This is a genomic window from Streptomyces sp. NPDC059816, from assembly GCF_042732055.1.
Taxonomy (GTDB): domain Bacteria; phylum Actinomycetota; class Actinomycetes; order Streptomycetales; family Streptomycetaceae; genus Streptomyces.
Genome location: NZ_JBHWIQ010000013.1, coordinates 221,649 through 244,842 on the forward strand (window position 1 = coordinate 221,649; position 23,194 = coordinate 244,842).

General features: G+C 71.7%; 21 protein-coding genes and 1 pseudogene. 13 read left to right on the plus strand and 9 right to left on the minus strand.

The window, feature by feature from the left end; translation table 11 throughout:
* The first annotated feature begins 84 nt into the window (after positions 1–84).
* Positions 85–774 (plus strand): polysaccharide deacetylase family protein, encoded by a 690-nt coding sequence (locus ACFV88_RS19180; RefSeq protein WP_385492690.1) that lies wholly within the window; start codon positions 85–87, stop codon positions 772–774.
* Between the two features lie 66 nt (positions 775–840).
* On the opposite strand, the gene ACFV88_RS19185 is transcribed toward ACFV88_RS19180, so the two are convergent.
* Positions 841–1,506, minus strand: coding sequence for a class F sortase (locus ACFV88_RS19185; protein WP_385492692.1), 666 nt, complete (start codon positions 1,504–1,506; stop codon positions 841–843).
* Between the two features lie 336 nt (positions 1,507–1,842).
* Here ACFV88_RS19185 and ACFV88_RS19190 point away from each other — a divergent pair, with 336 nt between their 5' ends.
* Complete coding sequence (locus ACFV88_RS19190; RefSeq protein ID WP_385492695.1) at positions 1,843–2,394, plus strand: hypothetical protein; 552 nt, start codon at positions 1,843–1,845, stop codon at positions 2,392–2,394.
* Between the two features lie 115 nt (positions 2,395–2,509).
* Here ACFV88_RS19190 and ACFV88_RS19195 read toward each other — a convergent pair whose 3' ends face one another.
* Positions 2,510–3,076, minus strand: a complete 567-nt coding sequence (locus ACFV88_RS19195) for a hypothetical protein (protein WP_385492696.1) — start codon at positions 3,074–3,076, stop codon at positions 2,510–2,512.
* A 272-nt stretch (positions 3,077–3,348) separates the two neighbouring features.
* Between ACFV88_RS19195 and ACFV88_RS19200 the strand changes: the two are divergent.
* Positions 3,349–3,494, plus strand: a pseudogene (locus ACFV88_RS19200) (TetR/AcrR family transcriptional regulator); the annotation flags it as partial.
* A gap of 50 nt (positions 3,495–3,544) precedes the next feature.
* On the opposite strand, the gene ACFV88_RS19205 reads toward ACFV88_RS19200, so the two are convergent.
* Positions 3,545–4,309, minus strand: a complete 765-nt coding sequence (locus ACFV88_RS19205) for a hypothetical protein (RefSeq protein WP_385492698.1) — start codon at positions 4,307–4,309, stop codon at positions 3,545–3,547.
* A 19-nt stretch (positions 4,310–4,328) separates the two neighbouring features.
* Entirely contained in the window at positions 4,329–4,478 is a 150-nt protein-coding gene (locus ACFV88_RS19210; protein WP_385492699.1) for a hypothetical protein, read from the minus strand.
* Positions 4,479–5,321: 843 nt separating this feature from the next.
* Between ACFV88_RS19210 and ACFV88_RS19215 the strand changes: the two genes are divergently transcribed.
* The 4 genes from ACFV88_RS19215 (at position 5,322) to ACFV88_RS19230 (ending at position 10,716) form a co-directional block, all read left to right on the plus strand.
* A complete protein-coding gene (locus ACFV88_RS19215) occupies positions 5,322–6,263 on the plus strand; it encodes an SCO0930 family lipoprotein (RefSeq protein ID WP_385492701.1) in 942 nt (313 codons plus the stop codon).
* A 379-nt stretch (positions 6,264–6,642) separates the two neighbouring features.
* Positions 6,643–7,455, plus strand: a complete 813-nt coding sequence (locus ACFV88_RS19220; RefSeq protein WP_385492702.1) for an SAM-dependent methyltransferase — start codon at positions 6,643–6,645, stop codon at positions 7,453–7,455.
* Positions 7,452–9,590 (plus strand): putative bifunctional diguanylate cyclase/phosphodiesterase, encoded by a 2,139-nt coding sequence (locus ACFV88_RS19225; RefSeq protein WP_385492705.1) that lies wholly within the window; start codon positions 7,452–7,454, stop codon positions 9,588–9,590. Before ACFV88_RS19220 ends, ACFV88_RS19225 begins: the two co-directional genes overlap by 4 nt.
* Before the next feature lie 250 nt (positions 9,591–9,840).
* Entirely contained in the window at positions 9,841–10,716 is an 876-nt protein-coding gene (locus ACFV88_RS19230) for an aminoglycoside phosphotransferase family protein (protein ID WP_385492730.1), read from the plus strand.
* A 47-nt stretch (positions 10,717–10,763) separates the two neighbouring features.
* Here the strand turns inward: ACFV88_RS19230 and ACFV88_RS19235 are convergent, their stop codons facing one another.
* Positions 10,764–11,663: a LysR family transcriptional regulator gene (locus tag ACFV88_RS19235; RefSeq protein WP_385492706.1), complete on the minus strand. Its 900-nt coding sequence runs from the start codon at positions 11,661–11,663 to the stop codon at positions 10,764–10,766.
* A gap of 95 nt (positions 11,664–11,758) precedes the next feature.
* On the opposite strand from ACFV88_RS19235, the gene ACFV88_RS19240 reads away from it, so the two are divergent.
* From ACFV88_RS19240 to ACFV88_RS19250, 3 genes are read left to right on the plus strand one after another with little or no spacing between them, the layout of a single operon-like run.
* Positions 11,759–12,466, plus strand: a complete 708-nt coding sequence (locus tag ACFV88_RS19240; protein ID WP_385492708.1) for a succinate dehydrogenase — start codon at positions 11,759–11,761, stop codon at positions 12,464–12,466.
* A gap of 2 nt (positions 12,467–12,468) precedes the next feature.
* A complete protein-coding gene (locus ACFV88_RS19245) occupies positions 12,469–14,430 on the plus strand; it encodes a fumarate reductase/succinate dehydrogenase flavoprotein subunit (protein ID WP_385492710.1) in 1,962 nt (653 codons plus the stop codon).
* A complete protein-coding gene (locus ACFV88_RS19250) occupies positions 14,427–15,176 on the plus strand; it encodes a succinate dehydrogenase/fumarate reductase iron-sulfur subunit (RefSeq protein WP_385492712.1) in 750 nt (249 codons plus the stop codon). Before ACFV88_RS19245 ends, ACFV88_RS19250 begins: the two co-directional genes overlap by 4 nt.
* 84 nt (positions 15,177–15,260) lie before the next feature.
* Here the strand turns inward: ACFV88_RS19250 and ACFV88_RS19255 are convergent, their stop codons facing one another.
* The 3 genes from ACFV88_RS19255 to ACFV88_RS19265 form a co-directional block, all read right to left on the minus strand.
* Positions 15,261–17,636 (minus strand): ATP-binding cassette domain-containing protein, encoded by a 2,376-nt coding sequence (locus ACFV88_RS19255; protein ID WP_385492714.1) that lies wholly within the window; start codon positions 17,634–17,636, stop codon positions 15,261–15,263.
* 80 nt (positions 17,637–17,716) lie between these two features.
* Positions 17,717–18,730 (minus strand): MsnO8 family LLM class oxidoreductase, encoded by a 1,014-nt coding sequence (locus ACFV88_RS19260; RefSeq protein WP_385492715.1) that lies wholly within the window; start codon positions 18,728–18,730, stop codon positions 17,717–17,719.
* Positions 18,731–18,792: 62 nt separating this feature from the next.
* Positions 18,793–20,040, minus strand: a complete 1,248-nt coding sequence (locus tag ACFV88_RS19265; protein WP_385492717.1) for an MFS transporter — start codon at positions 20,038–20,040, stop codon at positions 18,793–18,795.
* A 187-nt stretch (positions 20,041–20,227) separates the two neighbouring features.
* On the opposite strand from ACFV88_RS19265, the gene ACFV88_RS19270 reads away from it, so the two are divergent.
* Positions 20,228–20,767 (plus strand): TetR/AcrR family transcriptional regulator, encoded by a 540-nt coding sequence (locus tag ACFV88_RS19270; RefSeq protein WP_385492719.1) that lies wholly within the window; start codon positions 20,228–20,230, stop codon positions 20,765–20,767.
* A 76-nt stretch (positions 20,768–20,843) separates the two neighbouring features.
* Entirely contained in the window at positions 20,844–21,332 is a 489-nt protein-coding gene (locus ACFV88_RS19275) for a hypothetical protein (RefSeq protein ID WP_385492722.1), read from the plus strand.
* A 146-nt stretch (positions 21,333–21,478) separates the two neighbouring features.
* Here ACFV88_RS19275 and ACFV88_RS19280 read toward each other — a convergent pair whose 3' ends face one another.
* Entirely contained in the window at positions 21,479–21,688 is a 210-nt protein-coding gene (locus ACFV88_RS19280; RefSeq protein WP_385492724.1) for a dodecin, read from the minus strand.
* 184 nt (positions 21,689–21,872) lie between these two features.
* Between ACFV88_RS19280 and ACFV88_RS19285 the strand changes: the two genes are divergently transcribed.
* The gene (locus ACFV88_RS19285) at positions 21,873–23,126 is read left to right on the plus strand and encodes an extracellular solute-binding protein (RefSeq protein ID WP_385492732.1); all 1,254 of its coding nucleotides are present in this window, start codon (positions 21,873–21,875) and stop codon (positions 23,124–23,126) included.
* The last annotated feature ends 68 nt before the right edge of the window (positions 23,127–23,194 follow it).

Genomic DNA, 23,194 nt, shown 5'->3' on the forward strand with positions numbered 1-23,194 from the left:
ACCGACCCGGCGCGCACATCCGGCCGGGCGGCCCCCGCGACCGCCACGGGAGCCCCGGCCCCCGGAGCCCCGGCCATCGCCCCCTTGAAGCCCTCGGCCTATCGGCTCCAGCCGCTCACCGGCTACGGACCCCCGGCCCGGACCCGGGTGGTCGTCAAACCCGCAGTGCGTCGCGCCCCGATCCTGCGGATCGACAGCGGTGGGCGCCGCACCATGGTCCTCACCTTCGACGACGGGCCGGACCCCCTCTACACCCCCGACATCCTTCGGGTGCTGCGCGAACACCGCGTGCCCGCCGTCTTCTTCGTCTGCGGCGAGCAGGTCCTGTGGAACAAGGGCCTGACCCGACGCATGGTCGACGAAGGGCACCTGGTGGGCAACCACACCTGGAGCCACCCCCTGTTGCCCTCGCTCTCCCGGAGCGCGATCCGCTCCGAGATGCGGCGCACCAGCGAGATCGTCGAGCGCACCGTCGGAACGGCCCCCGAGTGGTTCCGCGCACCGTACGGCGCGTGGAACCGTTCGGTGTTCCAGATCGGTGCCGAACTCGGGATGGAACCCCTCGCCTGGAACATCGACACCCTCGACTGGGACACGCCCGGCACCGCCGCCATCACCCGGTCGATCCGCCAAGGCGCGGGTCCCGGGGCGGTGGTCCTCTCCCACGACGCCGGCGGCGACCGCTCCCAGACGGTTCGGGCCCTGCGCACCTGGCTCCCCGAACTCCTCGCCGAGGGGTACGAGATGGTGCTGCCGGACCGCACGACGGTGTGAGGAACCCGGACGGCGAGGGGCGGGAGCGGCCGGAGTTCCCGCCCCCGTCCGTCCGGGCCGGTCCGGTCAGCGGACGTCGATCATGCGGGCGAACACCACCACGTTCCCGTCGTAGCCGCCCTGCTGGGAGAAGCCGCCACCGCAGGTGATCACCCGGACCTCGGGGTACCCGGTGTCCCCGTACACCTCGTCGCCGGGGAAGTTCTCCTTCTGGAAGACCTCGATGCCGTAGATCTCGAACACCGCGGTCTTGCCGTCGGCCCGGTGGATCTCCACCTTGTTCCCCTTGTCGAGCGCCCCGAGCCCGTAGAAGACGGCCGGCCCCCGGGTGTTGTCCACATGGCCGACCACGACCGCCGTGCCCTTCTCGCCGGGGGACACCGCGCCCGAGAACCAGCCCGCCAGGTTGGGGTCCTCCGGCGGTGGTGCGTCCACCCAGCCCTGGGAGTCCAGCGCCACCGGCATCATCGGCGCGTCCACCCGGATCGCCGGGATGGCCACCCGCTCCGCGCGGGCGAAGGGCAGCGCGTCCAACTCCTCGCCGTCCACCGGGGCGGGGGCCGGCCCGCGGCGGTCCGTCGCCGCCACGGAGGCCGGCTGCGGGGGACCCGTGTCGAACTCGCCCGACCCGTTCCGTATCAGGGCGAGACCGGTCAACAGCACGAGCGCTATCACCCCCCACGGCGCGCGCTTCTTCGGCCGCTCGGCCTCGAACGGCTGGGACGCTGACATGGTCCATCCCCTCTCGACGCGACCCCCGGCCGGCCGTGTCGTCGGTGCGTACGAGCAAGCTAAGCGCGGTGCGCGCGGGCGGCGACGCGACAGGTGCGAACGGGTGGTGCCCCCGAGCCGCCGTGCGCCATCCGGGTCGGCCCCGTGCGGAAATTTCTGACGGTCCGTGACCTGCGGTGATGGCGCAGCGCGCGGGGTGGCCGGGGACGTGCGCTCACCGGGACGGGCGAGCGTCGACATGCGGGCCCGCGCCCGCCCCCTGAGGGTCGGGTACGGAGGCGCTCTCGCCGACCGACCGGGGACCGTACCCCGGGGCGCCTGCCGCGGAGGATGTTCATGCGTAGTCTCCGAGCCCTGGTGGTCTCGGCCGCCTTGGTGGCCGCCGTCGGGGCCACCGCCCCCACCGCGACCGCCGGGAACGACCAGAACAACAACGGCAACAACAACGGCAACAACAACGGCAACAACGACCAGATCGGTAACATCACCGCCCACCCGAGCGTGATCTCGGGGGGCGGACGCCTCACGGTCACGGTCGACGGACGCTCCTGCGGCAACGGCTTCGTCGAGTCACCCGCCTTCGAACGCACCCGGTTGACCGGCCTCGGCCGCGACGACCGGGACGGACGGGGCACTGCCACCGCAACCGTCACCGTCCACCGCTTCGCCTCGTCGGGCTCCCACGAGATCACGGCCGAGTGCGACGGTCGCCGGCACACCCGGCACCACGCCTTCACCGTCATCGGCGGCGTGCGCGGCGGCCTCGGCGGCAGCAGCGAGAGCGGCGCCACCCGCACCGACATGGCGATCGGCGGCGGGCTCGTCGCAGCGGCGGCCATCGGCGGCGGACTCTTCTGGATGCGCCGCCGCGCGGAGAACCGGGCCTGACCGCCCGCCCCTCACAACGCACGGGACAGCCCTCCTCCCCGGACCGGTCGAGTCCGGGGAGGAGGGCTGTCCGAGGTGGCCGTCGGGGGCTCGGCGGGACGTCGTCACGGTGGCCTCAGGAGGCGTTCTCGTCGGTCCTCCGCCGGGTCACGTACCAGGCCGAGCCGATCGCACCGCCGATCAGAGCGGCACCGAGGCCGATCTCCCCCAGGTCGAATCCGGCGACGGTCCCGCCGATGCCGGCCCGTACCCCGCGGCGTTCCTCAAGGTCCGTCCCGCTGTGGTGGTCGCCCTCCGAGCGGCTGCCCGCGACGGTGAGGTGCAGGGTGCGACTCGCGCCCTCCTCACAGGAGAACGTCACCGCGTACTCGGCGCCCGCCCGCGCGTCCCAGTCGACGGTGACCGAGCGCGAACGGTCGCCCGAGCGCAGCCGCACCGTGTCGAAGACGCCGGAGGTCACCCGGGTCTCCCCGGAGCAGCCGGCCGAGCGCAGGGTGACCTGCCCGCCCGCGGCGATGGTGGTCGGGGCGGCACTCACGTCGAACCTGCTGTGCCCGGAGCCCTGCTCCTCTTCCGTGCCGCGGTCCTCGGCGGTCGCGATGGGAGCCGCCAGGGCCAGGGCGCTGGCGATCAGTGCGGTGCCCGCCAGCGCGGTGGCCGAGGCCAGGCGTATCGCGCGCATGATGCATCCTCCGGTCCCGAGGGTCAGCCGCGGACCTGTTCCGCTCGTTGTCGGTCGTGTCCCTCGTTGCCCGACACGCTAGGTACGCCCTCCGCGGCCCGCGATCGCTGTCGGGCGAACGGGGTACGGGGTTGGGCCGTGCGGGGGAACCGCCACACCGTTACCGTCGCCCGCACGGGGGAGGGCAACGGCGTGGCGCCGCCCGGTCAGCCGTACATGGCCACCCGGTGGAGGGCCGCCAGCGCGTCGTCGACGGGATGGGGCTGCGGCCTGTCCTGGGAGCCGACCCCGAACGTTTCCGGCGCTGGCCCACTTCGCCCGGGACCTCGGCCCCCTCGGCGCGGACCGCCGCGCCGCGTTCGAGGAGATCCTCGCCGCCCAACTCACCCAGATCGAGACCGCGACCCGTCCGAACTAGCCGCCGGCCGGCTCGGATCAGGTCGGATCAGGTCGGATCGGGGCGGGCGGTCAGGGCCCGAGGTCGGGGAACAGGGTCAGGAACGGTTCGGCGCCGGCCGCGACGCCCTGGCTGTACGGCGTGTCGAAGTCCCAGATCAGGAAGAGCAGGAAGGCGATCAGTGCTGAGAACAGCCCGGCCAGCAGCAGCTCGCGGGCGGTTCTCCTGATCTGGAGTGCGAACATCATCCCGAGCGTGACCAGTGCACCGATGATCAGTCCGAACCACACCACCCCGGGCATCGTCGGTTCGGCCGAGGCTCCCCGCCCGTTGCGGGCTTGGTCGGCCACCGTCACCTGGTCGACGAGCGGTTGGTACGCCTGTGCCTCGAAGTCGTTGGCCGGTTGGTAGTCGGTCACGTCGTGGCGGATGCGGTCCATCAGTTCCTGGCCCCGCTCGGTCAGCGCCCCGGTGTCCGCCATCTTCTGCCACTCGACGTCCACCACGTGGCCGACATAGGCATTGACGTCGGCACGGATGCGGTCCCGCGTGTCGGCAGGGTAGACCCGTACGCGTTCGTCGATCTCATGGAGGGCGCGTGCCTCCGTGCGGACGTGGTCGTCCGCCGCGCTGCGGGCCTCCCAGACGCCCGCGATGGCCAGTCCCAGGACGATGGCGTACACCACGCCGATCATCATGGTGATGTACTCGATCACGTCCGGGGTCTCCGACGGGTCGTCATCGACCCCGATCCTGCGGTGCTGGAGAAGCGTTACGGCGAGGACGACACCGCACGCGGCAACCATCGCGAGGGTGAGAACAAGCCATTCCGGCATCGATCAATCCTTCTGAAGGTCAGCGCGGGCGCAGCGCGGCGACGGCGAGCACTGCGGGCGCGGTGATGAGCAGGGTCAAGGAGACGAGGGAGGGGCCGTGACGAGCCGGGGCGCGACGCACGGTGGGCCGGTACTCGGGGTACGTGACCTTCTTGGGTGACGGCCGCACGCTGGGTCGAACCGTCGGTTTCGGGGAGGTTCGTACCGCAGACGGCGACGGGGACGGCTTGACCGCCGGCATCGGCACCGGTTGGGGGCGGGGCGTCGTTGACGGTGGCGACGGCGACGGTACCGGCCGCTCCGGCGCCCGGCGGGTCGGGGCCGGTGACCGCGGGGGAGTGGGCCTCGCGGACGGGGTCGGGGACGCTTTGGTCGGCGTCGGCGTCGGCGTCGGCGTCGGCGAAGGGGTGGGTGTGGGCGAAGGGGTAGGTGTGGGCGTGGGCTTGGGTGTGGGCGAAGGGGTGGGTGTGGGCGTCGGGGTGGGTTTCTTCGTGGGGGTGGGCTTGGGGGTCGGCTTGGGCGGGGTGGGGTGCGGGGAACAGAACGGGGCGCTGCCCGCGACCGCCACTGCTCCACCGCCGTCCCCGGTGGAGGCGTACGCGCAGGCGTCCACCGGGGTCAGAGTCACGGGGCCGGACGGCGACAGGGCCACGGCGGGCGCGGCGGCGAGCCCCGCGAGTGCAAGGGGAGCGAGCGCCCGTATCAGCATGGCGGACCAGGTCCGCCGGTATCCATACACGACCTTGAGCATGGAGGGAGCGTTCCGACCTCATGCTTTGAGCGGACACAAATGCTCCGAACGGGTGATCGTACGGCGTGGCGAGTTGACGAACGCCCGAGCCATGGGGGAGAGGTCCCCAAAGGTGCGGGCGGGGTGGCGTGAACACGGTTGCGAGTCATGCGCGAACTTTTTTCGAAGTCGTTGAACGCAGTCGTGGTCCTGGTCCGTACTTGGGGTCACGAGCGGTGACGATGACTCGCTCAACACCCCAGTAGGAAACGGGAGTTGGTCATGAAGACCTGGCGGAGCGCCTCACTCGCGGTGATGGCCGCGGCCGTGCTGGCCTTGACGACGGCGTGCGGCCAGGGCGGTGCCGAGCCCTCGGCGAGCGGGCAGAACGTGGGTGCCGCGGCCCCTGCCGGAGATGGGGCGGGCGCCGCATCGGCCAGCTCCGACGGGGCGGGCGACGGGTACGGCTCGGGAGTGGACACCGCGGGCACCGGCAGGACGAAGCCCGCGGGGCAGCTCGCCGTCCGCAGCGATGCGAAGCTCGGCGACCTCCTCACGGACAGCGCCGGATTCACCCTGTACCGCTTCGACAAGGACACGGCCAAGCCCTCGAAGTCCTCCTGCGCCGGCGCCTGCGCGACGGCCTGGCCGCCGGTGCCCGCGGACGGCGCGCGTGCCGCGGCCGGCATCGACGCGAGCCTGCTCGGTACCGTGACCCGCGCCGACGGCACCGAGCAGCTGACCGTCGCAGGTTGGCCGGTGTACCGCTTCGCCAAGGACGAGAAGGCGGGCGACACCAAGGGGCAGGGGGTCGGCGGAACCTGGTTCGCCGCCGCGCCCGACGGCGCCAAGGCCCGGCCCGCCGAGCGCCCGGGACTGTCGACCCGGGTGGACCGTCGCCTCGGCGAGATCGTGGTCGACGGGAACGGACGGACGGTCTACCGGTTCACCAAGGACTCGGCCTGGCCCATGAAGAGCGCCTGCACCGGCGCCTGTCTGGAGAAGTGGCCGGTCGTCGCCCCGGTCGCGAAGGCCGACACCTCGGGCATCCTCCTCAAGCGCTACGTCACCTTCGACCGCCCGGACGGGGTCGAACAGCAGACCATCGACTGCTGGCCGCTGTACACCTTCGCCGGCGACAAGGATGCCGGCGACACCAACGGGCAGGGTGTGGGGGGCACCTGGTTCGCCGTCAGGCCGGACGGCAAGCTCGTCAAGCAGTAACACCCGGGGCTCCGCCGACGCAGACGCAGTGGGCCGTCCAGTGCGATCCCGGGAGCGGAAGGCGCCCCACGGGTACCGCCGGAACCCGGTCCCTGACGAACGGAAAGGCGCGCGAGATCGACATCGGGTGCGCAAGGCCGGGCCGGTCCGCTCTTCCCGCACGACCCGAGGGAAGAGCGGATCGGTCCGTTCGGCCTGCGGTCACTCCTCGTCGGTTGCCAACAGGGCCGATCCGGCGGTATTCGTACGAGCATCCATCGGCACTTGCCGGTGGCAGTGACCGAGAACGGACCGCCAATTTCCGCTTTGACTCGCTCCCTTGGCGGGCGATCAGTAGCCTCAGCTCGAACACCGTCCGGACGACGCGTAGGAGACTGCGATGGACCGCCCCTCCTGGGCCCCCCAGGGCATTGACATCACGGTACCGAGCGTGTCCCGGATCTATGATTTCTACCTCGGAGGTTCACACAACTTCGAAGTGGACCGGGAAGCCGCCCGACGGGCCATGGAGTTCATTCCCGCCATCCCCAAGGTCGCGCAGGCGAATCGGGCTTTCATGCGCCGGTCGATCGAACTCGCCGTCGCCGAAGGCGTGACGCAGTTCCTCGACATAGGTTCCGGCATTCCCACCTTCGGAAATGTCCACGAAGTCGCCCAGGCCGCTGATCCGTCGGCCCGCGTGGTGTACGTCGACCACGACCCCGTGGCCGTGGCGCACAGCAAGGCGGTGCTGGCCGACAACGAGCTGGCGGACGTCGTCGGTGCGGATCTGCGGCGGCCCCGTGAGATCCTCACCTCCGAACCGGTCGCGAGACTGCTCGACCTCGACCGGCCGGTGGCGCTCCTCCTCGTCTCCGTGCTCCACTTCGTGCAGGACGCCGATGACCCGCACGCCGCGGTCGCACAGCTCCGGGACGCGTTCGCCCCCGGAAGCCTGCTGACCATCACGCACGGTTCGTACGAAGGGATGAAGATCGCCGCGGAACGCGCGGAGGGGACCGTGGACGTCTACAAGAGCACACGCAATCCGCTGATCATGCGCTCGCGCGAAGAGATCGCGCGGTTCTTCGAGGGATACGACATGTGGGAACCCGGGCTCGTGCCGCTGCCGTACTGGCGGCCCGAAACCGATCCGAAAGAGGCGGACCCGTCGTTGTTCGGCGGATTCGTCGGGGTGGGACGCACAGCGTGAGCGCGGAGCCGGACGGGCCGGAAGACAGAGCGCGCAGATTCGCCACGATCTGGAGCCGCACCATCTACCCGGTGACGGCGACCTCCCGCACCCGGATCGAATTCGAACGGGAACTGCTGCCGCTCGCCCGGCGGCTGCGGGACGCCCTCCTCGCCCGTGTCTTCGACGCGGCCGAGGGCAAGGCGATCGGCGCGGCCCTGGTCCACGCGCACTGCACCGACCCGGAAGCGTTGAGCCGTACGCTCGACGTGTTCGAGGCGTACCTCGTGCTGTACTGCGGCGGCGACGGTCCGCAGGAGGAGTTGCAGGCCCGTTCGGCGCGGCTCCAGCACGCCGCGGCAGCCGGGTTCGCCCAGGCGCTGCGCGAGCGCACCCTGTCCGAGCAGGAGGCCATCTCCCGGGCCGCGCTCATCGCCCGCAGCACGGTCGCCGAGGCCCTGCACGCCAGCGAGGCGCGCTTCAGGGCGGTCTTCGAGGGCGCGGCGATAGGGATCTGCATCGCCGACCTCGACGGCATGGTGCTGGAGGTCAACGACGCCCTGGTCCGGATGTTCGGCAGTGGTGAACGCCAACTGCGCGGCCGGCCCCTCGTCGAGTGGACCCATCCCGACGACCCGCCCCACGTGTGGCAGTTGTACTCCGAGCTGATCCGGGGCGAGCGGGAGCACTACCGGGTGGAGAAGGCGTTCCACCGCCCCGACGGCACCGCGCTGTGGACCAACCTCACCGTCTCCCTGCTGCGGGGCGCCGACGGGGAGCCGCAGTACCAGCTCGCGTTGATGGAGGACACCACCGAACGTCGCCTGCTCAACCTGCGGTTGCGTTACGAGGCCACCCACGACGCCCTGACCGGCCTGCCCAACCGCACGCTGTTCTTCGAACGGTTGGAGAAGGCGCTCTCCGCGGGCGACGGCCAGCGCTTCGGGCTCTGCTACCTCGACCTCGACGGCTTCAAGATCATCAACGACAGCCTCGGGCACGCGGCGGGCGACCGCCTCCTCGTGGAGGTCGCCGACCGGCTCCAGGCGTGCGCCACCGCTCCCGGCGAGATGGTCGCCCGTCTCGGCGGTGACGAGTTCGTGGCGCTCACCACCGGAACCGGCACCCAGGCCGAGGTGGACGAACTCGCGGGACGCATCCTCGCCGCCCTGTCCACCCCCATCCTGGTCGACGGCCGGGAGCTGTCCGTGCGCGGCAGCATCGGCATCGTGGAGGGCCCGGCGGGGGAGCGGGGCGCCGCCGAGGTGCTGCGCAGCGCCGACATCACCATGTACCGCGCCAAGTCCGCGGGCGGCAACCGTTACGAGATGGCCGACGAAGAGGCCGATGCCCGGGCCATCACCCGGCACGGTCTGACCACGGCACTGCCCACCGCCCTGGAACGCGGCGAGTTCTTCATCGAGTACCAGCCCCTCGTCCAACTCGGTGACGGCAGCGTCAGTGGTGCCGAGGCGTTGGTGCGCTGGTCCCATCCCCAACACGGCGTCCTCGGTCCGGACCGGTTCATCCCGCTCGCCGAACGCACCGGGCTCATCGTCCCGCTCGGCCGGTGGGTGCTGGAGGAATCCGTGCGCCAGGCGTGCCTGTGGCAGGAACGGCACGGTGACGCCGGCGGGCCGCTCCGCGTCAACGTCAATCTCTCCCCGTGCCAGCTCACCCATCCGGGCCTGGTCTCGGACACCGTGGAGATCCTCGAACGCGCGGGTCTGGCACCCGCCGCGCTCTGCCTGGAGGTCACCGAATCGGCCTTGATCGGTGCCGACGACGACCTCCTCAAGCCCCTGCGGCGACTGGCCGAGATGGGCGTCGACATCGCCTTGGACGACTTCGGCACCGGCTACTCCAACCTGGCCAACCTCCGCCGTCTGCCCGTCAGCGTCCTCAAGCTCGACCGCTCGTTCACCCAGGGCATGCAGCAGTTCCCCGCCGACCCCGTGGACCTGAAGATCGTGGAGGGCATCGTCGCGCTCGCCCACAGCCTGGACCTCGCGGTGACCGTCGAGGGCGTCGAGACCGGGGCCCAGGCCGAGCAGCTGCGCGAACTGGGCTGCGACACCGCCCAGGGGTGGTACTACGCACGTCCGGGACCGCCGGACCGACTGCACCAGTTGGCCCTCGCCGACGCCACCGGCTGACCGCTCCCGGCGGGCCCGTCGCTCGCCCGCACCGCTGGCGTGTGCGACGCGCACGGGGTGATGCTCCCTCAGGCCGCGATGGCGTTCCCCCGAGGAGGTCCGGCAGAACGCCGACGTGTTCGTGGCGGACCGGGCGCGTCATCAGCCGGAACGCCCCGGGCCACCGTGGGGAAATCAGGTTGCCGTCGCTCACCGGTCGCGGACACCATGTCCCGATGACCTCCCCCTCCCCCACGACGGCCGCGCGGGCATCGACGCGGCGCTGGTCAAACGGCTGATCGCCGGGCAGTTCCCCCGGTGGAGCGGCCTCGACGTCACCCCGGTCGAGGTCGACGGCTGGGACAACCGGACCTACCGGCTCGGCGAGACGATGACCGTGCGCCTGCCCACGGCCGCGGGGTACGCCGCCGCGATCGCCAAGGAGACCCGGTGGCTGCCGGTGCTCGCACCGCTGCTGCCGCTGCCGGTACCGCCGATCGTGGCGCAGGGAGAACCGGCCGAGGGGTATCCGTACGCCTGGTCGATCCGGGGGTGGTTGGACGGTGCGGTCGCCCGACCCGAGCGCATCGACGACCTCACGCGCTTCGCGGGATCGGTGGCCGACTTCCTCCGGGCCCTCCACGGCATCGACGCCACCGACGGGCCGGCCGCAGGGGCCCACAGCTTCCACCGGGGCGGTCCGCCGGCCCACTACGACGGCGAGACCCGGCGCGCCCTGACGGCCCTGCACGGCCGCGTCGACACCCGGCGCGCGGCGGCCGTCTGGGACGCGGCGCTCAACGCGTCCTGGCAGGGGGCGCCGGTGTGGTTCCACGGCGACTTCGCCACGAACAACCTCCTGGTCCGCGACGGCGAGCTGGCCGCCGTCATCGACTTCGGCACGTGCGGGGTGGGCGACCCGGCCTGTGACCTGGTGATCGCCTGGACGGAGTTCTCCGGTGCCAGCCGTGCGGCGTTCCGCGGCGCCGTCGACCAGGACGACGCGATGTGGGCGCGGGCCCGCGGCTGGGCCCTGTGGAAGGCACTGATCTCCCTGGCCCGACCCGGCGACGGCGACCCGGAAGAAGCGGCCGGGCACCACCGCGTGGTCGACGAGGTCCTCGCCGACCACGACCACGCGGGCTGACCCGGGCACGGGGTCCTGCGGGGCGAGCGACCTGACACCCGGGCCGCTCAGACGTGTACGACGGTCTCCCGGCCCAACAGCAACCGCTGGAGTTCCCGGGCCGCGCGCGGCGGCGCGACGTCGCTGCGGTGGGCGAGTGCGATGGTGCGGTGCAGCCCGGGGCGGGCCAGCGGGGTGACCCGGAGGTTCAGGCCCGGGCGGGTCGCCACCATCCGGGGCACCACGGCGACCCCGAGTCCCGCGCGGACGAAACCGAGGACCGCGTCCAGTTCCCCGCCCTCGACCGCGAAGTCGGGTTCGAAGCCCTCGGCGCGGCACGCGGCGACCGTCAGTTCCCGCAGGTCGTAACCGTGCCGGAACATCACCAGGGGCTCACCCGCGAGGTCCGCCACGCGCACCTCGCCGCCGCGGCCGGGGGCCGGTGCGTCCGGCGGGGAGACCACCACCAGTTCCTCCCGCAGCACCTCGACGGTGGTCAGCGCGGGCGACGGGGACGGCAGGGGGAGCACCACCAGCGCCAGGTCCAGCGCGCCCCGGGCCAGCTCGCGGACCAGGTCGTGCGAGCCGCCCTCCTCGATCACCAGCTGGATGCCGGGGTAGCGGTCGCGGAAGGTGCGCAGCACCTCCGGCAGCAGTCCGGTGCACAGGCTGGGCGTGGCGCCGAGCCGGACCCTGCCCCGTCGTAGCTGGGCGAGTTCCTGCACTTCGAGACGGGCGGTGTCGACGTCCGCGAGGATGCGCCGGGCGAGCGGGAGCAGTGCTTCGCCGGCGTCGGTGAGGGTGATGTTGCCGCGGGCGCGCAGGAAGAGGTCGGCCCCGAGCTCCCGCTCCAGGGCCCGGACCTGTTGGGAGAGCGAGGGCTGTGCGACGTGCACCAGCTCGGCAGCGCGCGTGAAGTGCCGGGTCTCGGCGACGGCGACGAAGTAGCGGAGCTGTTGCAGCTGCATGGGACCAGTGTAGAGGGCCCCATAGCGCCCAGCTATGGAAATGAGCTAGTCCATGTCTTGGACCGATCAGAAGAGGGCCCGTAGCGTGCTGTGACATGGCTCTGGCAACGCGGACGGACCGACGGTCGTCCATGACGCGCACCATCTGGGACTCCACCGTCGGCAAGAAGACCGTGATGGCCGTGAGCGGTCTGATCATGCTCGGTTACCTCGTGGCCCACATGATCGGCAACCTGAAGATCTTCTTCGGTACGAGTTCCTTCAACGAGTACGCACACTGGCTGCGGACCCTCGGCGAGCCCATCCTGCACTACGAGTGGGCGCTGTGGATGGTGCGCGTCGTCCTGGTCGTCGCCGTGGTCGCCCACGGAGTCTCCGCCTACCAGCTCAGCCGCCGGGACATCAAGGCCCGACCCACCCGGTACGTCCACAAGAAGCCGCGGACGAGCTACGCCACCCGCACCATGCGCTGGGGCGGGGTCATCCTGCTGCTGTTCCTCGTCTGGCACATCCTCGACCTGACGACCGGCCACGCCCACCCCGGTGGCTTCGAGGAGGGCCGCCCGTACCAGAACGTGGTCGACACCTTCTCCACCTGGTACGGCAACGTCGTCTACATCGCGGCCGTGCTCGCCCTCGGACTCCACGTCCGACACGGGTTCTGGAGCGCCGCCCAGACCCTCGGCGTGGGCAGCAGGTCCCGGGACCGCTTCCTCAAGACCTCCGCGAACGCGCTCGCTCTGCTGCTGACGGTCGGCTTCGTCTCCGTGCCCGTCGGCGTCATGACCGGATTGGTGAGCTGACCATGGCCCTCCACGAGTACCACGCCTACACGACCGGCGAGCCGCTGGTCGACGCCAAGGCCCCGAGCGGCCCCATCGACGAACGCTGGGACAAGCGGCGGTTCGAGGCCAAACTGGTCAACCCCGCCAACCGCCGCAAGCAGACCGTGATCGTCGTCGGCACCGGCCTCGCGGGCGGCGCGGCGGGCGCCACGCTCGCCGAACAGGGCTACCGCGTCGTCCAGTTCTGCTACCAGGACTCCCCGCGCCGGGCCCACTCGATCGCCGCGCAGGGCGGCATCAACGCGGCGAAGAACTACCGCAACGACGGTGACTCGATCCACCGCCTCTTCTACGACACGGTCAAGGGCGGCGACTTCCGCGCCCGGGAGTCCAACGTCCACCGCCTCGCCCAGGTGTCCGTCGAGATCATCGACCAGTGCGTGGCCCAGGGCGTGCCCTTCGCCCGCGAGTACGGCGGACTGCTCGACACCCGCTCCTTCGGCGGCGTCCAGGTCTCCCGCACCTTCTACGCCCGCGGACAGACGGGCCAGCAGCTCCTCATCGGCGCCTACCAGGCCATGTCCCGACAGATCGCCGCGGGCACCATCGAGCTGCACGCCCGCACCGAGATGCTCGACCTCATCGTGATCGACGGGCGCGCCCGGGGCATCGTCGCCCGCGACCTGGTCACCGGGAAGATCGACACGTACTTCGCCGACGCGGTGGTCCTCGCCTCCGGCGGCTACGGCAACGTCTTCTACCTGTCGACCAACGCGATGAACTCCAACGCGACCGCGATCTGGCGCGCCCACCGCAGGGGCGCGTACTTCGCGAACCCCTGCTTCACCCAGATCCACCCCACCTGCATTCCGCGCACCGGTGACCACCAGTCCAAGCTCACCCTCATGAGCGAGTCGCTGCGCAACGACGGCCGCATCTGGGTGCCCAAGGCCCAGGGCGACACCCGACCCGCCGGCGAGATCCCCGAGGACGAGCGCGACTACTACCTGGAACGCATCTACCCCTCCTTCGGGAACCTCGTCCCCCGGGACATCGCCTCCCGCGCGGCCAAGAACGTCTGCGACGAAGGCCGCGGCGTCGGCCCCGGTGGACAGGGCGTGTACCTCGACTTCGCCGACGCGATCACGCGCATGGGCCGGGACAAGGTCGAGGAGAAGTACGGCAACCTCTTCGACATGTACGCGCGGATCACCGCGGAGAACCCGTACGAGACGCCCATGCGGATCTACCCCGCCGTCCACTACACGATGGGCGGACTCTGGGTCGACTACGACCTCCAGACCACGGTGCCCGGGCTCTTCGCGATCGGCGAGGCCAACTTCTCCGACCACGGAGCCAACCGGCTCGGCGCCTCCGCACTGATGCAGGGCCTCGCCGACGGGTACTTCGTCCTGCCGTCCACCATCAACGACTACCTGGCCCGCCACCCGCACACCGCCGACGAGGACATCACCGACGACCACCCCGCCGTCCAGGAGGTCCTCGCGGAGACCGGGGACCGGCTCGCCCTCCTGCTCGCCGTCGACGGCGACCGCACCCCCGACTCCTTCCACCGCGAGCTCGGCGAACTCATGTGGGAGTTCTGCGGCATGGCCCGCAGCGACGCGGGGCTGCGCAAGGCGCTGGAGCGCATCCCGCAGATCCGCGAGGAGTTCTGGCGCCGGATCAAGGTCCCCGGCACCGGGGAGGAGTTCAACCAGTCGCTGGAGAAGGCGAACCGCATCGTCGACTACCTCGAACTGGCCGAGCTGATGTGCCTGGACGCCCTGCACCGTGCGGAGTCCTGCGGCGGTCACTTCCGCGAGGAGTCCCAAACCCCCGACGGCGAGGCGCGACGCGACGACGAGTCCTTCGCGTACGCGGCGGCCTGGGAGTTCACCGGGACGGGCACCGCACCCACCCTGCACCAGGAAGACCTGGTCTTCGAGTACGTCCACCCCACCCAGCGGAGCTACGCATGAGGCTCACCCTGCGCGTCTGGCGCCAGAAGAACGCCGAGGCCGACGGAGCCATGTCCACCTACGAGGTGGACGGGATCTCACCCGACATGTCGTTCCTGGAGATGCTCGACACCCTCAACGAGGAACTCATCCTCAAGGGCGACGAGCCGGTCGCCTTCGACCACGACTGCCGGGAGGGCATCTGCGGCGCGTGCAGCCTCGTCATCAACGGCGACGCCCACGGCCCGGAGCGCACCACCACCTGCCAACTGCACATGCGGTCCTTCGAGGACGGCGACACCATCGTCATCGAGCCCTGGCGCGCGGCGGCCTTCCCGGTGGTCAGGGACCTCGTGGTCGACCGCTCCGCCTTCGACCGGATCATCCAGGCCGGCGGCTACATCAGCGTGCCCACCGGTGCGGCGCCCGAGGCCCACGCCACCCCCGTGCCCAAGCCGGACGCCGACTTCGCCTTCGAGCACGCCGAGTGCATCGGCTGCGGGGCCTGTGTCGCGGCCTGCCCCAACGGCGCGGCGATGCTCTTCACGTCCGCGAAGGTCAACCACCTCGGCGTGCTGCCGCAGGGCGCGCCCGAACGGGAGAGCCGGGTCCTCGACATGGTGACCCAGATGGACGCCGAGGGCTTCGGCGGCTGCACCCTCGCCGGGGAGTGCGCCACCGCCTGCCCCAAGGGCATCCCGCTGGTCTCCATCACCAGCATGAACCGCGAGTGGCTCCGTGCCACCCGGGCCTCCGGCAAGCGCTAGACGCCCCGTCGTCGGGCCCCCAGGACCGTTCGCCACCATCCAGCGAACGGACGGGGCCGGGAGTGGTGCTCATCCCCGGCCCCGTCAACCGGCGCTCGACCCCAGTTCCCGGGCGAGGAACGGAGCGGTCCGGCTGTCGGCGCTCCCGGCCACGGTCTCCGGCGGTCCCGCCGCCACCACCCGGCCGCCCTCGTTGCCGCCGCCGGGCCCCAGGTCCACGACCCAGTCGGCGTCCGCCACCACGGACATGTCGTGCTCCACCACGACCACCGTGTGCCCCGCCGCGACCAGCGTCCGCAGCTGACGCATCAGCACCTCCACATCGGCGGGGTGCAATCCGGTCGTCGGCTCGTCCAACAGATAGAGGGTGTGCCCGCGCCCGCCCCGCTGGAGTTCCGTGGCCAGCTTGATCCGCTGTGCCTCGCCCCCGGACAGCTCCGTCGCCGGCTGGCCTAGCCGCAGGTAGCCGAGCCCCACGTCGAGTAGCGCCCCGAGACTGCGCCGCACCGCCGGGGCGTCCGCGAAGAAGGCCGCGGCGGACTCCACCGTGAGGTCCAGCACCTCGGCGATGTTGCGGCCCCGGTGACGCACCTCCAGCGTGTCCGGTCGGTAGCGGGAGCCACCGCAGTCCGGACACGGCGCGTAGGTGCTCGGCAGGAACAGCAGTTCCACCGACACGAACCCCTCGCCCTGGCAGGTCTCGCACCGCCCGCCCGCGACGTTGAACGAGAACCGGCCCACCCCGTACCCGCGCTCCCGGGCCGTGTCGGTCGCGGCGAACAGCTTGCGCACCGTGTCGAACAGCCCCGTGTACGTGGCGAGGTTGGAGCGCGGGGTACGGCCGATCGGCCGCTGGTCCACGCTCACCAGCCGGCCGACGCCCGTGAGGTCCTCGGTGATCGCGCCGATGAACGTCGACTTGCCGGAGCCCGAGACACCGGTCACGGCGGTGAACGCGCCCAACGGCAGGTCCGCCGTCGCTCCGCGCAGGTTGTGCCGGGTGACCGGTCCGACGGTCAGCCACCCGCTCCCCGGGCGTCCCTCCCCGTCCACCACGCGGCCCGCACGGTCCGGGCCCCGCCCGCCGAACAGGAAGCGCGCCGTCGCCGACTCCGGCACGTCCGCGAGGTCCGCCACCGGCCCGCTGTGCAGGACCCGGCCCCCGTGTTCACCGGCGCCCGGCCCCACCTCCACGAGCCAGTCCGCGTGCCGGACCACATCGAGGTGGTGCTCCACCACGAACACCGAGTTGCCCGCGGCCCGCAACCGGTCGAGCACCCCGAGCAGCGCCCTGGTGTCCGCCGGATGGAGTCCGGCCGACGGCTCGTCGAGCACGTAGACCACACCGAACAGTCCCGAGCGCAGTTGGGTCGCCAGCCGCAGCCGCTGGAGCTCCCCGGCCGACAGGCCCGGCGCAGTCCGGTCAAGGCTCAGATAGCCGAGCCCCAGCTCCGTCACCGGGGCGATCCGCGACAGCAGGTCGTCGGTGAGGACCCGGGCGGTGGGCGAGTCGTCGCCGTGCGCGCCCAGGGTCCGGGCGAGCTCGGCGAGGGGCAGCGCCGCCAACTCCGCGATGTCCCGCCCCGCGAACGTCACCGCCAACGCCTCGGCGCGCAGCCGCCGGCCGTCGCACACCGCACAGGGAACACTGGTGAGGAACCGCTCCGCCCGCGCCCGCAGGGTCGCGCTCTTCGAGTCCGAGAAGGTCTTGAGCACATGGCGCCGGGCGCTCGTGTACGTGCCCTGGTAGGGCCGTTGGATGCGGTCCGCCTCCCGGACCGGGTGCACGGTCACGACGGGCTGCTCGTCTGTGAAGAGGATCCACTCCCGTTCGGCCGGCGGCAGCTCCCGCCAGGGTCGGTCGACGTCGTACCCGAGGGCGTCCAGCACGTCCCGGAGGTTCTTGCCCTGCCAGGCGCCGGGCCAGGCGGCGACGGCCCCCTCCCGGATCGACAGCGACGGATCGGGGACGAGCAGGGCCTCAGTGGTGTGGTGGACCCGGCCCAGACCGTGGCACGCCGGGCACGCGCCGGCGGCCGTGTTCGGGGAGAAGGCGTCCGAGTCGAGCGACTGCGCACCCGGCGGGTACGTTCCGGCGCGGGAGAACAGCATCCGCAGGGAGTTCGACAGGGTCGTCACCGTGCCCACCGAGGAGCGTGCGGTGGGGGTGGAGCGCCGCTGTTGGAGGGAGACCGCCGGCGGCAGCCCGGTGATCTCCGCCACCTTCGGCGCCCCGACCTGGTGGATGAGCCGCCGCGCGTACGGCGCGACCGACTCGAAGTACCGGCGCTGCGCCTCGGCGAACACCGTGCCGAAGGCCAGGGACGACTTCCCCGACCCCGACACACCGGTGAACGCCACCAGTGCGTCACGGGGGATGTCGACGTCCACCCCCCGGAGGTTGTGCTCACGGGCACCGCGCACCCGGACGTACGGGTCGTGGGAAGGGAACGAGGACATCGACGTGCTCCGTACGGGGGCCGACACCCGCCCGGGGCCGGTGCCCGTCCGGGTCACCGGGGGCGGCAAACCCCACCATCCTAGGCTCCGCGCAGTCCCGCCACCCGGGCCAGTCGTCGGTAGGAGTCGTACATCGCCTCCCGGTCGTGGGTGCTCGTCGTCACCAGGACCTCCTGGGCGCCGCTCTCCTTGACCACGGCTTCGAGTTCGGCCGCGACCTGCTCCTCGGTGCCGTGCACCTGACCGGTGAGCCCCGCCTCGAAGTAGCCGCGCTCGCGCCGCGTCATCTCCAGCGCCTCGATCCGTGCGGCGGGGGCCAGCGGCGGGAAGGCACCGTGCGTCCGGGCCCGGGCCATCGCCCACGCCTCCGGGAGCAGCAGCCTGCGCGCCCGCTCCTGCGTCGCGGCCACCGCGACCGCGCCGGAGACGACGACGTACGGTTCGCTGGCCCAGTGGGAGGGACGGAACGCCGCGCGGTACCGCTCGACGCCCCTGAGCATCTTGTCCCGACCGCGGAGGTCACCGATCACCAGCGGCAGCCCCGCGGCGGCGGCGATGTCCGCGCCCTCGCCCAGGGCGAGCAGGAACGGCGGCACCCGCAGTCCTTCGGCGGGGCGCGCGTGGACGCCGGTCGGTGACGTGCCCTCGAACCAGCCGAGCAACTCCGTGACCTGGTCGGCGAAGTCGGTGGAAGAGGCGTCCTCCTTGTCCCGGCCCAGGGCCTTGCGGACGCCGTCCGTGAAGCCGACCGAGCGGCCGAGGCCCATGTCGATCCGCCCGGGGAAGAGGGACTCCAGCACGCCGAACTGTTCCGCGACGACGAGCGGTCGGTGGTTGGGGAGCATGACCCCTCCGGTACCGACCCGGATGGACCGGGTCGCGGCGGCGACCGCCGCGGCGAGCACGGTCGGCGCGGATCCCGCGACCCCGGGCACCGAGTGGTGCTCGGACACCCAGAAGCGGTGGTACCCGAGCCCTTCGGCCTCCCGGGCGAAGTCGACGGTGTCCCGCAACGCCTCTGGGCCGTCGTGGCCCTCCCGGGTGCGCGAACGGTCGAGGACGGAGAAGCGGACGGACTCCAGTAGGGAACTCACCTCCGCTTCAACACCGGGGCCGTCGGAAGATTCCCGCGGCCCCGGTGCGTGCGGACCGGTCGTCAGCGGGGCACGGCGGTGCGGGACAGCCGGTGTCCCCACTCGGAGAACAGCAGGGCGACGACTGCCAGTCCGGCCGCGATCAGGGGCACCGCGGGTGCTCCCGCCCAACTGATGCCGACCGCGCCGACGGCCCCGGACAGCGAGATCGCCAGGTACAGGACGGCGGCGTTCAGCGAGACGAGCACGGACGCGGCCCCCGGGTCGAGGGTGATCAGCCGGTGCTGCTGCGGTGAGGTGATGGCGAACGCGCCGATCCCGTAGACGACGATCATCGGCAGTGCGGCCGTGAACGTGCCCGTGGCGAGCGGGATCAGGAGCAGACTGCCGGTCATCCACAGCAGGGCGAGCGCCACCACCGCGCGTCCGCCGATCCGGTCGGCGAGCGCCCCCGCGGCGAGGTTGCCGAGAGTGCCGATGACCCCGAGGGTGAACATCAGCACGGCGAGCCGGTCGCCGCTGCCGCCGGTCGCGGGTTCGAAGACGACCGCGATGTAGGTGTACGGGAGGTACACGGCGGTGAACCCGGCCAGGGTGGTCGCCAGGATGGCCAGCACCCGGCGGTCGCGCAGCGGGGCGAGCCGCTCCCGCAGGCCCTCCGGTGCCGGGGCCGCCACCCGGGCCGGCACCCACAGCCGGACCCCGAGCAGGCCCAGTACGGCCAGCGCCGCCACGAACCACATCGTGGACCGCCAGCCCAGCCAGCCGCCCAGCGCGGTGCCGATCGGGGCACCGAGCGCGGTGGCGGCGGTGAAGCCCGTGGTCACCGCCGCGATGGCACGACCGCGACGCTCGGGGGCGACCAGCGAGGCGGCCGTGACGGCCGCGGTCGGTACGAAGAGCCCGGCACCGGCCGCCGCCACCATCTGCGCCGCCAGGACCGTCGCGAAGGTGGGGGCGAGGGCGGTGGCCACGTTCCCCACCAGGTACACGGTGATCGCCACCAACAGGATCGCCCGCCGGGCGCGGCGGGCGGTCAGGGTCGCCAGGACCGGTGCGAGCACGGCACAGGTCAGGGCGAAGACGGTCACCACCTGGCCGGCGGTGGTGACCGAGACGTCGAGGTCCCGCCCGAGCTCGGGGAGGACGCCGGCGAGGACGAACTCGTCGGTGCCGATGGCGAAGGTGGCGAAGCCCAGGACGAGAACGCTGCCGCGCGCCCCGTGCGGCGGGGGCGGTGCGTCCGTCGAACTCGGTTTCACCGGGGCCGGCGTCGGGGGCCGGGCGTCGTCGTGGAGGTCACTGTCCATGGGCGTCCCGTCGTAGGTCGTGCACCGATGGGGCGGACGACCGCGGGTGCCGAGCCGGGCGCCGCGGACCTGACGGCGCGGTCGGCACGGTGTCCCCCCTCCTTCAACGGAACCGACCGGTACCGTTCAAGGAAATGGACGGTACCGATCGGTTCCGTCTGGCGTCAAGCGCGACTACCGTGGACCCATGGCCACCCATGCGCGCAGGCGGCTCGTGGACACCGCGGACGCACTCTTCCTCGCCGAGGGCGTCCGGGCCGTCGGAGTGGAACGGCTCCTGGTCGAATCGGGCGTCGGACGGGCTTCCTTCTACCGGCACTTCGCGAGCGAGGACGACCTGGTCGTGGCCGTCCTCGCGGAGCGCGACCGTCGCTGGCGCCGCTGGCTGGCTGAGGGGGGCGATGCCCTCGGGCGAGACCCGCTGGCCGTCTTCGACGTGCTCGCGGCGGATGTCGAACGGGGCGAGTTCCGCGGCTGCGCCTTCGTCAACGCCATGATCGAGTGCGCGGACGCGGACGACCCGGTGCACCGGCTCGCCGTCGCCCACAAGCGGGCCGTCACGGACTTCTTCGCCGAACTGCTCGCCGATGCCGGGCAGTCGCAACCCGCGGCCCTGGCCGGGCGGTTCGTCCTGCTGATGGACGGGGCGACGGTCACCGTCGTCCGCGAGCGCAGTGCCGAGCCGCTGCGGTGGGCCCGCGAGATCGCAGCCAGCCTGATGACCTGACCGGCCTGATCTGACCGGCCTGACCTGACGTCCGGTCGCCCCGGTGCCGCGGCGGGACGGTCCCTAGGCTGGGTGCATGCCCCAGAACCTCAAGCCCCTGGCCGTCTTCGACCTCGACGGCACGCTCGCGGACACCGGACACCGGCAGCACTTCCTGGAGCGGAACCCGTCCGACTGGGACGCCTTCTTCGCGGCGGCCCCGGACGATCCGCCGCTGACCGAGGGCGTGGCGCTGGTCCTGCGCACCGCTGCGACCTGCGAGGTGCTGTACCTCACCGGACGGCCCGAACGGTGCCGCCAGGACACCGTCGGCTGGATCGCCGCGCAGGGGTTGCCGGCCGGGCGGTTGCTGATGCGCCGCAACGACGACCGCCGGCCGGCCCGTCGCACCAAGCTGGCCGTGCTGAGGAAGCTCTCCGCCACCCGCCGCATCCGGATGCTCGTCGACGACGACCTGCTCGTCTGCGCCGACGACCGACGGGCCGGCGTCCGGGTGGTCCACGCCGACTGGGTCGCCCCCTCGGCGACCCTGACGGACGCGCAGGGTCGTGCCGGACGCACCTGACGGGCCGCCCGAGCCCGTGGCGAGGGGCCCGGGAACGGTTGTACGGACGTGAGACTTCCCTCATTCCCGGCCGTTCCCCGCGGGCCCGTCGGGGCGCTCCGGTCGCCGTGCGGGAGGCGCCGGAGGCCCCGCGGAGGGGCCCGCGATCACTCTTCGATACGGAATCCGACTTTCAGTCCCACCTGGAAGTGCTGCACCTCACCGTCCTGGATCTGGCCCCGGACCTGCGTGACCTCGAACCAGTCCAGGTTCCGCAGGGTGCGTGAGGCCCGGCCGATGCCGTTCCGGATCGCTTGGTCCAGACTCTCGGGTGAGGTGCCGACGATCTCGGTGACGCGGTACGTGTGGTCGGACATGCTCGATCTCCTCTCCGCCTCATGATGACGTCACCCTTCACGGTAAACTCACAGACCTCACTCAGCCTCTTGACCTGCGTCTTGACGCATACCAGACTTCGAGCCCACCCGTATTGAGCCTGACGCTCTTCCCCCACACTCGGGTTCAAGTTCCCCTTGCTGTTGGAAGAAAGCGACTCACGTGATGCCCCGCCGCCGGACCGTCCTCTCACTAGCCCTGGGCTCCACCGCCGCACTTGCCACCGGATGCGGCGCCCTCCCGGGCCAGGATTCCGGTGACCGCAAGTTGACCTTGTGGTTGATGAAGGACAGCGCCTCCGAGGACTTCATCCAGCGCTTCACCAAGTGGTTCGGGGAAGAGCACGGTGACATCAAGCTGGACGTCCAGATCCAGCCTTGGACCGGCATCGGCGAGAAGGTCACCGACGTCCTCCAGGGCAAGACGCCCGCCCCGGACGTCATCGAGGTGGGCAACACCCATGTCGCCCAGTACGTCGACAAGGGCGGACTGCTCGAACTGACCCTGGAGTCCGCCCGCGACCTCGGCATGGACGACTGGCTGCCCGGTCTCGCCGAGCCCGGGCGCTTCAACAACCGCCAGTACGGCATTCCGTGGTACGCGGCGAACCGGGTCGTCATCTACAACAAGGAACTCTGGGACGACGCGGGCATCAAGAAGGTCCCCGAGACCCGCGACGAGTGGCTCGACATCACCCGGACCCTCAACAGCGGGAACGTCCAGGGGATCTACCTCGCGGGCCAGGACTGGTACGCGTTCTCCGGCTTCGTCTGGGACGAGGGCGGCGAACTCGCCACGGACAGCTCCGGCAGTTGGGAAGGCGCGCTCGATTCCCCCGCCGCGCTGCGCGCCATGGACTTCTACGCCGATTTGCAGGCGCTCGGCAAGGGCCCCAAGCGGGCCGACGAGGAGCACCCGCCGCAGTCGAAGGAGTTCGCCAAGGGCAACATCGCACAGATCGTCGCGGTGCCCGGCCAGGCCCGTGCCATCGAGCAGGCGAACCCGGACATGGCGGACAAGCTCGGTTACTTCGCCATTCCGGGGAAGACCGCGAGCCGGAAGGGCGCCGTGTTCACCGGTGGCTCCGTCCTCGTCGTCCCCGAGCGCACCAAGGACCGCCGGGCAGCCGTCGCCCTCATCCAGGCCCTCGCCGGCGAGAAGTGGCAGACGGACCTCGCCCGCACGATGGACTACGTGCCCAACAAGACCACCCTGGCCCGGGTCGTCGCGGGCGATCCCGGCGTCGCCGCCATGGCCGAGGGCGCCGTACGCGGCCGGGCCACGCCCAACTCGCCCAACTGGGCGAGCGTCGAGTTGAACAACCCCATCAAGACGTACATGTCGGCCGTGCTCACCGGGGGCAACCCGGCGAACGAGGCGAAGAAGGCGTCGATGCAGATCACCCGCGCCCTCTCCTGACCGACCCGGGACGAGCCCGGCCGCCGGGGGGGGCCCCCCGGGGGGGGTGCGCCGCCCGGGGGCGGCGG